The organism is Candidatus Edwardsbacteria bacterium RifOxyA12_full_54_48 (assembly GCA_001777915.1).
In the GTDB taxonomy this organism is placed as follows: domain Bacteria; phylum Edwardsbacteria; class AC1; order AC1; family EtOH8; genus UBA2226.
Window position 1 is genome coordinate 77676 of sequence record MFFN01000006.1, and the last position, 12242, is coordinate 89917.

A 12242-nucleotide genomic window follows, 5' to 3' on the forward strand; every position below is an offset into this window, starting at 1 on the left:
CGGCTTTATCCCCTCGGCTATGGCAACCCCGCTGGAAGCATTCTCGGCTACAAACACTTCAAAACCGGCGCTGGCCAAAAGGTCACTTTCCAGCAGGAGATTATTTTGATTGTCATCAACCACCAATGCTTTTATCCTCATCTCACACCTCCATCCTGGATAAAATAGGCAGGGTGAACCGAACCGAAGTGCCTTGGCCCAATCCCGCCGATGTTACAAAAAACTTCCCCTTATGCAACTCAACCAGTTTTTTAGAAAGCGGCAAGCCCAGCCCGGTTCCCTCGGTAACCCGGGAATACGGGGTATCGACCCGGAAAAACCCTTCAAATATTTTTTCCATATTTTCCTCAGCGATGCCGATTCCCGTATCCCATACTTCTATTTCTATATCGGGGCCGGCTTTCTTTGCCCGCAAGCCCAGTTTGCCGCCCTCGGGGGTGAACTTGATCGCGTTTGAAAACAGATTGTAAATTATCTCTTTTACCTTGAGTTCATCCCCCTCAATATTCGGCAGATCTTCGGCTATTTCCAGCAGCATTTGAAGTTTATTTTTATTGACCAAATCCGTCACCAGCAGCGAGATCTCATGCAACAGGCTTTTCATCGGCAAGTTGGATAACGCCAGCTTCATTTTCCCGGATTCTACTTTTGACATGTCGAGTATCTGATTTATCAGCTGGAGCAGGTGCTTTCCGCTGGTTAAAACATTATTAACATACGTTTTCTGCTTATCATTAAGCGATCCGAAAGTCTCGTCATATAATACCTCGGAGAAGCCGATAATGGAGTTAAGCGGAGTTCTGAGCTCATGCGACATGTTGGCTAAAAATTCAGTTTTTATCCGGGCGACCCGTTTTAGCTCGGTGGCAAATTCATATAGCTCTTCATGGGCTTTTTCCAGGCCGGCTTCTATCTCCTTACGCTGGGTAATGTCCTCAATGGCCAGCAGGATGATCTTTTCCTTGCCCAGGCCTCTTCGGATTTGCCGGGCATTCAAAAGCATTACCCGCCGGCCGATGGTGGAAAAAACGTGCTCCACCTCATAGTTGTCAAAAGCGGCCTTTTGGGGCAGGATGGTTTCCAGCAATTCCCGCAGCTTGGGGATGTCCCACTGCTTGTTGCCCAGGTCATAGATCAGCTGGCCCACGGTCTCTTCGGGCATTACCTTGAAGAAGTCATAGAAGGAGCGGCTGACGGTGACCACCCTGAGGTCTTGATCCAAAGAGATCAGGGGCTCCCGCACCGTGTTGATGACGCTCTCGGCGAATTCGCTGGCTTCGTCGGCGGTTTTTTTGATGACCGCCAGTTCTTTCCGGGTCTTCTCCAGGCCGGCTTCTACCTCCTTACGTTTGGTGATGTCCTCGATGGCCAGCAGGATGATCCGTTCCTTGCCCAACACTCGATCAATCTGCCGGGCGTTCAAGAGCATGGTGCGCCGGCCGATGGTGGCAAAATCGTGTTCCACTTCATAGTTGTCAAAGGCGGTCTTTTGGGGCAGGACATCTTCCAGCAGTTCCCGCAGCTTGGGGATATCCCACTGCTTGTTGCCCAGGTCATAGATAAGCTGGCCTATGGTCTCCTCCGGCTTTACCTTGAAGAAGTCATAGAAGGAGCGGCTGACGGTGACCACCCTTAGATCCTGGTCTAAAACGATCAACGGCTCCCGGACGGTGTTGATGATGCTCTCGGCGTACTCACTGACCAGCAGCATCTGCTTTATCTTCTTATGTTCGGTTATGTCATGCATAATGGCCGACACGCCACAAATTTTTCCCGCCTTGTCCTTGATGGGAGAAAGGGTCAAAGAGACATCTATCACCACCCCGTCTTTCCGGACCCGTTTTGTCTCGTGATTTTCGATAGGTTCTCCGGCCCGCAGCTTTTTAAATTGGTCCAGCATTTCATTTTTGTAGCCGGAAGGGGCTAACAGGGAGATATTCTGACCCTGCATCTCCTTTTGGGCATAACCGTATATTTTTTCCGCCCCGTCATTCCAGCTGACGACATCCCCCTGCAAAGTTTCTCCAATGATGCCGTCAACCGATGTGTTGACAATGGCCGCTAAACTAAGATATGATTCTTCCAGACTCCTGCGCTTGGTGATATCTTCGATGGCCAGGAGAATTACTTTGAGCTTTTCCGGAGGATTGGGGATCCTCCGGGCGTTTAAAAGCATCACCCGCCGGCCAATACCAAGGAAATCGTGTTCCACCTCATAGTCATCAAAGGTTGCTTTTTGGGGAAGGATGGTCTCCAGCAATTCCCGCAGCCTGGGAATATCCCATTGCTTGTTGCCCAGGTCATAGATAAGCTGGCCCACGGTCTCTTCGTGATTAACCTTAAAGACGTCATAAAAGGACCGGCTGGCGGTGATCACCCTTAGATCCTGATCCAGGGTGATCAGGGGTTCCCGCACAGTATTGACGATGCTCTCGGCGTATTCCTGGGATTTTGTGGCAGATTTTTTTTCGAACATTTTCTGTCTCCTTGTATTGGCAATGCCTTGGCCGAGGCATGCGCAACGGCAACTGCATTATTATTTACTTGGCTTGCTGGCTTATGAACATTGTGGTCGAATATACTTTGTGATTCAGGCCCTATGCCGTGCGTTGCGGATCAGGCCCAACTATTCGCCGTCGCTGGCCTTCGTCTGGCAAGAAGGAATATCGTCGTCTGGTTGATCTTTCGCCGCGAGAATCCATCGCAAAGCAGTCTCATAGTCCGTAAACGCATTCACGGCATATCCCCGGTTGTGAGCACAGGTCTCAAAAAAACTGGCCTGGTCAAAGTTGACCCCCGGCATAACCAAAAGCGCCACTTTCCGGTGAAAGGCATCTCCGTGCTGGTAAAGCTCCGCCGCCAGTTGATACACATCCATTACCGATAAATTGTTTTGAGTGTCACGAAAATCAACCAGCAGCTCATAATCCGCCGGTGATTGCTCCGCCTTGGCTATAGCTATCAGAAGTTGCCTGCTGGTATCGATGTTGATTATGCCATCGGGGGTTACCTCCAGAAAATCCCTGGCAGCTATGACCTTGATTTTTGTGGCCATGGAATGCCTCCTTTCATGTTGGCCGCCTGGGCGGCGTCAGAACCTGCCGAACCAATAGGGATCCACCAACCTGACCAGTATCCCCCAGACCGAACCCAGCACCGCGCCGCCGAGGACATCGCGCGGATAGTGGGCTCCTACATACATCCGGGTGAACCCGACCAGCCCGGCGGCGGCGTACAGGGCTGCTGTTCCCCAAATTCCCGGGTGGAACCAGTGGCTGATCAACATCGCCAGAAAAAATGTCTGGGCGGTATGTCCGCTGGGAAAGGACCGGCCCCGTTCCCGCCAGCCGATGACCCTGGCCTTCTCATGGTCCATGAACGGGCGGGCCCGGTCCGTCAGCGCCTTGATGACCTCCACCAGCAGCCACAGGGTAAGCGTGCCCAGAATGATCTCCACCGTCAGGCGGCGGTATTTAATTATGAAGAATATGACCGCCAGGATAACTGCTGTTATCATATTGCCTGCCTGGGTCGCCAGCCACATGGCCCGATCCAGCCACTTTGGATGGCTGCCCCTGAGGTTAAAAAGCAGGAATATTCTAGTATCCAGACTACGCCCGGCCGACCACAACAGGGATACGGTGATCAGCGAGAAAACAACCAGCATGGTGACCATCGTCCGGTTGGCCCGCAGCGCCGTGAACATTGCCGCCCGGGCCCCATTCGGCAGCCAGAGGAAGAACAGGATCAGGCCGGCCGCCAGGCCTGTCAGCAGTATCACCCTCCGCCGGGCGGACCAAAGACGGGCAACGTTCGACTCTGGCGGCAATAGTACCTCTTTGCGGTCACTGGCCATGGGACATCCCCTGGCGATCATCGGCTGCTTTTTCACGTTGCTCCCTGGCCAATCGCTGCCGGGACCGGCGGCGGCGCCACAATGCCTTGGGCCCCGCCATCACCACCAGACGCTGGGGATGCAGCATTATGGTCACAGAGCCGTCGCCGAGTGAGACCCCGTCTGCCATGACCGGCATGGCCGGTTTGGTCCTGATCGTGATCTTTTTTGTCCGAAAGCGCTGGATCCGGTTGTCGGGTGCGGCGTTCGACGGCTGCATCATTTGGCCGATCAGGTCGCGTTTGCTCAGATCGGAATAGACGAACACATCCAGATAGTGGTCGTCGAATATCACGTCCGGAGCAACCTGATAATTCGCCCCCATATACGGCATGTTGGCGACGATCACTACGTGTGCCTGGGCAACAACATATTTTCGACTGCTGCCAACCTGCAATCGGATCTCCGAGGGTTGCGCCTTAACCAGGGTCGAGATGAACCCGGCGATCTTGCCTAGTTCGCCGTGCTGAATGTCGTCGGAAGCCGGATATAGGGCCGAGGGCAGGCCGATGGCGGCCGCTTCCAAAAATGGACGGTTTTTTTTGCGCTGGCGCACCTGGCCCACGTCGATCTTGATCTGACGCCCTTTCCGCAGCAGCGCGGCGGCGGCGGCAAGGTTATCGACCGGGATGCCGAGGCTGCGGGCCAGATTGTTGCGGGTGCCGGTCGGTATGATACCCAGGGTGGTCCGGCTGCCGACCAGTCCCAGCGCTATATTTTCAATCGTGCCGTCGCCGCCGGAAACGATCACCATTTTTACCCCGGCCCGGACAGTACTGCGGGCCAATAACCGTAAATCCTGTTTCGGCTGTACCACAACCACTTCCGCCTGGATCTGCTGTTTCTGCAAAAGACACAGCAAGTCCACCAGTTGCGCTGCGGATTCCTTTGGATTGCCGGAAGCTGGATTGAAAATCAGTTTGGCTTTCACCCTTTCCCCCTATAGCTATGGCAGCCAGCGGCCGTCTTTATTGCGGAATGTTTTATTGGCAGAATGCCCCCGGGTTTTCATCGGGTGATGCTGACGATCAAACAACTTGTGCGCCAGCAGAATTGCGGCCGGGGCAGGCTACGGAGATTGCCTCGGCAGACTCCAACATCCCCATCCGGAATGGCTCTGTTTGTTTTTCAAACGACCAAAGCGCGGCGGGCGGTAGAATATATCCACCCCCTCGCTCATTCCGGGTCTGGCATAGGCGGGATCTTCGGCGCAGTCCAAGTGTTCAACTGATCCCGGTTTCTTTCCACTCAAGGCGGTCAAAGTTTGTTCATAGGCGCTTCCGACAGAGTTCAGGTATCCCCGGACACTGTCCACATCGTATACCGCAACAGTGACCGCTGTCTGGATATCTTCTGTCAGCTTGTCAAATGCTTGCCGGGCGAAGTTTTTGGCCAAAGCAGCCATATCTCCGTCTTGCAATTCCCGGTCCAAATTTTCAAGCCGCTGCAGGTCAAAATAGGAGCGGTGCAGATTTCCGGGAGAAGCGATGATGTAACGGGCATATGGCGCCAGCGCAGCAACGGTGTACGGAGTGCCGTTGTAGCAAGTGGACAGGACGATCAGATCTAATTTAACTGAATCACTCTTGATCTGCTTCAATCCCCCGGCAAAATCGTCTATGGTGAACACCCGGCCCGGGGAGGAGGCATCATATCCGGCCCCCCCGAATTCCGGTATCTGGTGGCCGAAGTATAGCAACAACTTTGCTTCCGGAGGAGATGCCCCCTGATGGTACCGGCTATATAGCTCTACTTCCGGCTGGAAGCGGGTCTTTCCCCGGTTTCGCCAATACGATTCCTTGGCCAGAAGCCGTCCCTCCCGGTAGTGGTAGCAGGTGCCGTCATGGCGGGGGAAAAAGAGCCAGGCATGCCGCCTGGGTTTTTGATGAAAGATAAACACCTCCGCCCGCCTGTTCTGTTCCGCCACCTCTATTGCCCCAGCCAGGGCCGCCTTATCGGCCAGGTGGGCCTGGCCGCCGGCATCGTGATACAGGTAGTCCCCGTCGCCGTGGATAATGAAGATCATCGAGTATCTTATTGGCTGGGGGGTCTCATCTGACATGGTTATTTCCCGCCGGGCGGAAGGGATAGAACTGCAGGAGATAAGGAACAATCCGAACACCACGCAGCCGGCGCACTTGAGCAGCATCTGGAATGGCCGCGTGGCGCTCGTAAAGGTCAGGTTGTATGAATTTTGCATGACTATCCTTGTGAATATCAGCTCGATGCCGGGCCCACTAAAAGAGAAGGACCAAAATGAGAACGATCAAGAGCAGCGTGACCACGCTGATGGTTATCGTTTCGGGGGCTTGCTCCATATCCTGAACCACATAATCGGAGAAGTCGTCCAGTTGGGCATCCGCCACCCGATCATAGCCATTGGTGCCCACTAGCTCGTTTTGTTTCTCCTGCAGGGTTGTTTTGAGCTGATTGATGCCGGCCCGGTCATCTTTTGAGACCAGGGGCAAGCTTTGGACCCGGTCCAATACCATGGTCATGTTTTGCAGTGAATTGTTCAGTATTTCGCGCTTTTGCACCGGGTCGCCGGTTGCTTTCACGTTGCAGGCGGTGTTGTTAAAATACTTGAGAATGCCGTCATTTGCCGCTGCATAACCTGTTTGCCCCAGGACCAACAGGGCGGCGATTGTTCCGAGGATGGTTCTTGTCTTCATGGCAGTTTCTCCTTGATTATTTAATGGTTTTAGCTCGGGGAGGAGCTAGTTAAGGGTTCCGTTCTCGGCGGCGTTCTTTAATTTGTCATTGGCAAATATGGCGACTTCCACCCGCCGGTTTTGTTGACGGCCATATTCCGTATCATTCGACGCGATGGGATTAGACTCACCCATTCCTACCGTAGATATCCTGGAGCCGGGAACAGCCTGACCCATAAGATGGTTGGCAACCGCCTGAGCCCGGCGTTCGGACAATTTCAGGTTATAGTCTTCACTTCCGGTGTTGTCGGTGTCTCCTTCAATGAGAATGTTGGTGTCCGAATATTTATTAAGGATCTTCGCCAAACTCTCGATGTTCGTTTTCGCCTGGGAGCGCAAATACGATTCATCCACATCGAAAAGAAGGCCCGAATCAAAGGTGATCTTGATCCCTTCCCCGACCCGCTCAATCGTTGCTCCCTGCATGTCCCGCTTCATCTCCTCGGCCCTTTTGTCCATCTCATTGCCGATCAAAGCACCGGCCGTGCCTCCGACCGCCGCTCCGATGATGGCCCCCAGGGCCGTATTTCCGTATTGGTTTCCGATAATCCCGCCGGCGACTCCTCCGACCCCGGCTCCTATACCCCCGCCTTTCAGCGCGTTACTGAGTCCGCACCCCGACATCACTGCGAGGGAGACACTGAGAGCCAGAACCATGACAATGTTCGTTTTTATTTTCATACTACCTCTTTTAACTGTTGTTTATGGTTGGGTTTAAGTTATGCGCCTGTTTGTAGGGCTTGCCCCCTTTTGGGTCGTCTCTGCTGAGCCTGGGTGGGACAAATGGTTCCGGGGAAAAGCTGCCCGGTTCCCCTAATGACCGCCGTGATCATGGTTTAAGGATTGGTTTTCACATAGCGTACCCCCCGATATTGTTAATTTGGAATTTATCATGTCCTTCGCTTTATTTTCCGTCGCCGCTGGCCGCTGCCGCCGAACAGCGCAGACGGCTGTATTGGAAAGTGAATTCTGCCCCCAGGATCATTATAAAGGCCGAGCAGTATATCCAGACCAGCAGTATAATAATTGAGGCAATGGAGCCGTAGATCAGCTGGAAATTGGCATATTTCTCCAGATAGAGCACAAACAAAGTTTTGGCAATTTCAAAAAGGACAGTGGCCAAAAGCGCCCCGGGCCAAACATAACGCCAGTATGTCTTGACATTTGGAATGAACTTATAGAGCAGCAAAAATACTGCCAACAACAGCAGGAATGCCGTCAGTCGGCTTCCCGCCTCCACTATTACCAATAACGCTGGCGGCAGGTCAAATACTTCACGCGCTAGTGAGATGAGGGCGCTGGCTCCCAGTGAGAAAAGAAAAAGGACGCTGGTGCCCAATGCCATGCCCATTGCATGTGCTTTCCCGACATAGAAACGACGGCCGCGGCGGTTATCCCAGGCCCGATTGATAGCCTGGTTTATCGCGCCGAACATCCCGCTAGCACCCCAAAACAGAAGAAAGATGCTTACCACCCCCACCGGACCCCGTAGTTTTACCACACTTACAATATTTTGCTTCAAAAAATCGGTGGCACCGGGCAGATTTTTGCCCACAAAATGCAGCAGTTCCTCTTGCAGGTTTAGTGAAGGCAGGAAAAAACCAAATACAGCAATCAGTCCCAGCAGCAGCGGAAAGGTGGATAAAATTGCATAATAGGCCACGCCGGCGGCTCTTTGGGTGGCATCATGGGCGTCTAATCCCTTGGCGGTCAGCAAGATCAAATGCAGGACAGGTATTTTCAGCAGGCGGTCTTTTGTCTTCAGCAGCCTGACGGATAATCTTTTTATTTGATTTACCATTCCCTTGTTCCATTTTCCTTCCGCTCATCACCTTAATCAGTGCCCGTGAAGGCCCCTCGATATATTTGCTGACCATACCGGGGTTTATCGATCCTAACTGATGCTCCCTTCAAGCGTGCTGTCCCTCAAGTATTGGTATATCTTTATGACCGACATGGTAAGCGGCAGGATCATGATGATCCCCAGGATTCCGCCGAAATGTGCTCCTAGAACACAAAGCACCAATACCAACGCCGGATGGATCTCCATTTGCCGGCCCTGGATCCTGGGCACCAGCAGGTTGTTCTCGAACAATTGGATCGCCAAATATCCCAAAGCCACCCAGAACACCTTTTCCGGAGCCGTGGCCAGCGTCACCAGAACGCCCAGGCCGCCGCCCATCCATGGACCAAGCTGGGGCACCATTTCGGTAAGCCCCGCAAAGACGGCCAACGGCAGGGCATAATCTATTCTCAAAATACTCAGCAACGCATAGGCACAAAGGCCCACCGCCAGCCCCAGCAACAACTGCCCGATGATATAGCGTCCCACCACCTTGTTGAGAATGACGATTATGTTTTTGGTATGGATCCGCGCCCACCCCGGCAGCCCCGCATAAAATTTGTCGCGCAGTCTGCTCCAGTCTTTAAGGATGAAGAACAAAAATATTGGCAGGCTGGCAAACCCCATGATCATCCCCAGTGAGGTCTGGAACATTTTCAACCCCCGGGTCAGAAAGTCCTTCAGCAGCTCCGGCAGCGCGTCTCCGGCTTTGGCCATATAAACATCGATGGCCTCCTGGATCAGCGGATCTGACAGCATGGGGATGGATCTAAGCCATTGTTTTATCGTATTCAATCCGTTGGGGATGGTCTGGGAAGCATCATGGGTCAGGGCTCCCAGGGCTTTCCCTCCGATGGTGATGATATAGAATAGTACCAGACCGATGAAAGCCAGGGATAGGATATATGCCACCGTTATAAGAGAAATTCTTTTAAATTGCTGCAACTTCGGTTTCCGGCCAGCGCCGGGGAGACGTTTCTCCACCCACCGGATGACCGGCAAGATCAGGTAGGCCAGAAGGCCGCCTACCATAAATGGCAACAGGACGCTTCGTAAACCCCAGATCAACAGGATAACGAAGATCAGTCCCAGTACGAACACTGTCAGCTGCCAGTGTTTTCTTATCAGCGCGTTAACCGAGTCCAATTTCAATTTCCTCCTGTTATTGTCCTATAATCCATCGCCGTCTTCATATCTGTTCTATCCCGGTGCCGGAACCCAGCATGACGGCCAATCCCCGGGTTTCTTCGTGGCTTTCCAGAAAGATCTTGACCAAGCTGGTCATGGGCACCGAGAGCAGCATGCCCACCGGTCCCAGGATCCATCCCCAGAATACCATCGAAAGGAAGACCACCAGAGTTGATAGGCTCAGGCCTTTACCCAACAGTTTGGGTTGCAGGAAGTTGCCCAGAAGCATGTAGACCACCATAAAGCCCAGGGCTGTCAGCAGGGCAGAACCTAAACCCAACTGGACCAGCGCCAGAAGGATGACCGGTATGGCCGCGAAGATGGAGCCGATATTGGGCACAAAGTTCAGGATAAATGCCAGCGTTCCCCAGAGCAGCGGATACGGGACACCGAGGACCAAAAGCCAAAGACAGATCAGCAGGCCTCCGGCGGCGCTGATCAGGGTTTGAATTACCAGATAGCGCTTGGCACTCTTGATGAATTTTGCAATGACTGACAAAGACGTCTCGGGATTCTTGTAAACCGCCCTCATTTTTTGGGGCAATTCCGATACTTCCAGCAGAATGAACACCACCGTCAGTAGGATCAATATCGCATTGGCGATAATGCGGCTCAGGGTTGAAAACACCTCCCCGGCCAGGCTCATTACCCATCCCGGATTTAAAGCGCCGGCTGCTCCATCCTGGGGTATGTTGACGCCTTTGTCCTGCAGCCAGCTTGAAAATGCGGCACTGTTAGCGGACAATCGTTCCAGGTAGCCTGGAAGGTTGCTCATAAATTGATTAAGCGAGGGACCTATCAGCAATACAAAGAATGCTCCGCCGATCAGTATCACCGCCAGAATGATGGCCAGGGCCAAAACCTTCGGCACGCCCTTGCTGCGGATCCAGTACAACGGCGGCGTGCAAATGACGGCGATGAACAGCGCCAGGAAAAGGGGCACCAACAACGAACTGGCCGCCTTCATTCCCGCCACCACGATCGTAAAACTGGCCAACATCAAAAGCGCTGGAGCCTTGGCCGTGCGTTTCATAAGACTATTCATTTATTAACCAATAACTCTTTAGGGTTTTCCCAGCATTACTATTCAGCACTTATTTTATGAAGCCAACTACATCGTCAGGCAGAAGGCTCATGGTGTTTGCAGTTTTATCGCTTTATGGCCCGGACAGCTGCACGCCCCTTACGGCTGGCTTCGGAGGTTGCCTCCTTGACCGTGTCCACCACACTGCCGGCAGTTTCCTTGACGGTGTCCGCCACCTCATCGACCGCTTCCTTGAGCAGCTGTCTGGTCACTTTGCCCGATTTCGGGGCATAGAGCAAGGCCATTACTCCGCCAATGACCGCCCCGGTCAGCAGGCCGAGGCCAAAACCGGAAACATGATCCCTGTTCATAATTGTTCTCTCCTTTATTAAAGTTACCTTATGCGCTTCGCCGTTTGTGGCCCGCGATCAGGCTGGCCAGGATCACGACTATGAAAATTACCAGCAAAACATGAACTGCCCCTCCCAGTAAATTGCCGATCAGCCAGGCAAAAAGCCACAAAACCAGCAGGATGGTAAAAATGATCCAGATCATGTTCGGCTCCTTTCTCCGCAGGCAGAACGGCAACCACCCTTAAAATATTTCCGTTACACCTTCATCAGCAACTGGCGTATTTCTTCCTTGGTAATTCCCAGCTTCTTCTGGAGTCTCCCCAACAGCTCTTCCTCCTTGCCCTCTATAAAGAGCACGTCATCGTCCGTCAGGTTGGCATATTGCTGTTTGAGCTTGCCCGCCACCTCATTCCAGTTACCCTTGATTTTTAGCTTGTTCATTTGGCATCTCCCTGAAATTAATTGAATCCGTTTGGTTTTGTTCGATAACCCTATTCTGTTTTTGACGATCCGTCATTCATAACCATCCTGTTGTCAAGTGGTTTTAAAGCCTTTTACGCCCTTTATATCATTGGCCGGCTTTCCCGCCAGATCCTTTTCGGCTGCCAACCAATCGTCCAGGTCACGGCCGGGCTGCCGGCCCCTCTGTTCAAACATTTGATGGGCCTTTATCCTGGTCAGGTTTTCCATATCTGCGGGCGCCCCGGCGGAGACGGGAGCGGTTATGGCCGGCTGGACTTTTTGGGCTTTTGTCGTATTCATTTTCAGATTCCTTAAATTGTTATTTATCCGTTTGTTTAATTACGGTTTAAGCTGCGACCATCCTTCGCCACAGACGTTGATATGCCAACTGTATCATGTTTGCCGTGCTGAGTTTTGGGCTTTTCCCCGGGGCAGGACTTAAACGGCAGCCTGGCCGGTGCCTGTTATTTGACCGTTTGCGTTTCATGGTTTTGGCTCCTTTGTCGTTTTCTATTTTTTGAATATTTTGCCGATATTCTTGACCCCCCCCAGCAGGCCCTGGATCAATGCCAATACCGGAAGCAGGGGCCGAAGGCCCTCCTGCACCATGGCCACGGTGTCGCTGACGCTCTCGGATGCCTCCTTGACCGACTGCAGCGCTGACTTGGTTTCGCAACGCAGCTGGTAAAACATTACCGAAGCAAAAATGAGCACCGCCGTGGACACAAATCCCAGGACGGTTAGGCTCAAATCACGGTACCATTCA

General features: G+C 52.9%; 14 protein-coding genes. All 14 read right to left on the reverse strand.

Annotation, left to right across the window (positions count from 1 at the left end):
* Positions 1-142: 142 nt before the first annotated feature.
* On the reverse strand, positions 143-1297 hold the full coding sequence (locus A2273_00340; protein ID OGF06948.1) for a two-component sensor histidine kinase: 1155 nt from the start codon (positions 1295-1297) through the stop codon (positions 143-145).
* 1329 nt (positions 1298-2626) lie between these two features.
* Positions 2627-3055 carry a hypothetical protein gene (locus A2273_00345; protein OGF06697.1) on the reverse strand — a complete coding sequence of 143 codons (429 nt, stop codon included), beginning with the start codon at positions 3053-3055 and terminating at the stop codon, positions 2627-2629.
* A 36-nt stretch (positions 3056-3091) separates the two neighbouring features.
* Positions 3092-3781, reverse strand: a complete 690-nt coding sequence (locus A2273_00350; protein OGF06698.1) for a hypothetical protein — start codon at positions 3779-3781, stop codon at positions 3092-3094.
* Between the two features lie 64 nt (positions 3782-3845).
* A complete protein-coding gene (locus A2273_00355; GenBank protein ID OGF06699.1) occupies positions 3846-4826 on the reverse strand; it encodes a hypothetical protein in 981 nt (326 codons plus the stop codon).
* A gap of 138 nt (positions 4827-4964) precedes the next feature.
* Entirely contained in the window at positions 4965-6095 is a 1131-nt protein-coding gene (locus tag A2273_00360; GenBank protein OGF06700.1) for a hypothetical protein, read from the reverse strand.
* Positions 6096-6132: 37 nt separating this feature from the next.
* Positions 6133-6567 carry a hypothetical protein gene (locus A2273_00365; protein ID OGF06701.1) on the reverse strand — a complete coding sequence of 145 codons (435 nt, stop codon included), beginning with the start codon at positions 6565-6567 and terminating at the stop codon, positions 6133-6135.
* Positions 6568-6612: 45 nt separating this feature from the next.
* The gene (locus A2273_00370) at positions 6613-7287 is read right to left on the reverse strand and encodes a hypothetical protein (protein ID OGF06702.1); all 675 of its coding nucleotides are present in this window, start codon (positions 7285-7287) and stop codon (positions 6613-6615) included.
* 223 nt (positions 7288-7510) lie between these two features.
* Positions 7511-8407, reverse strand: coding sequence for a hypothetical protein (locus tag A2273_00375; protein OGF06703.1), 897 nt, complete (start codon positions 8405-8407; stop codon positions 7511-7513).
* A 93-nt stretch (positions 8408-8500) separates the two neighbouring features.
* Positions 8501-9601: a hypothetical protein gene (locus tag A2273_00380; protein ID OGF06704.1), complete on the reverse strand. Its 1101-nt coding sequence runs from the start codon at positions 9599-9601 to the stop codon at positions 8501-8503.
* 37 nt (positions 9602-9638) lie between these two features.
* Positions 9639-10682, reverse strand: a complete 1044-nt coding sequence (locus A2273_00385) for a hypothetical protein (protein ID OGF06705.1) — start codon at positions 10680-10682, stop codon at positions 9639-9641.
* A gap of 104 nt (positions 10683-10786) precedes the next feature.
* Positions 10787-11032 carry a hypothetical protein gene (locus A2273_00390; GenBank protein OGF06706.1) on the reverse strand — a complete coding sequence of 82 codons (246 nt, stop codon included), beginning with the start codon at positions 11030-11032 and terminating at the stop codon, positions 10787-10789.
* 237 nt (positions 11033-11269) lie between these two features.
* Positions 11270-11455, reverse strand: coding sequence for a general stress protein CsbD (locus A2273_00395; protein OGF06707.1), 186 nt, complete (start codon positions 11453-11455; stop codon positions 11270-11272).
* A 93-nt stretch (positions 11456-11548) separates the two neighbouring features.
* A complete protein-coding gene (locus A2273_00400; GenBank protein OGF06708.1) occupies positions 11549-11776 on the reverse strand; it encodes a hypothetical protein in 228 nt (75 codons plus the stop codon).
* A gap of 210 nt (positions 11777-11986) precedes the next feature.
* A complete protein-coding gene (locus A2273_00405) occupies positions 11987-12226 on the reverse strand; it encodes a hypothetical protein (GenBank protein OGF06709.1) in 240 nt (79 codons plus the stop codon).
* Between the last annotated feature and the right edge of the window lie 16 nt (positions 12227-12242).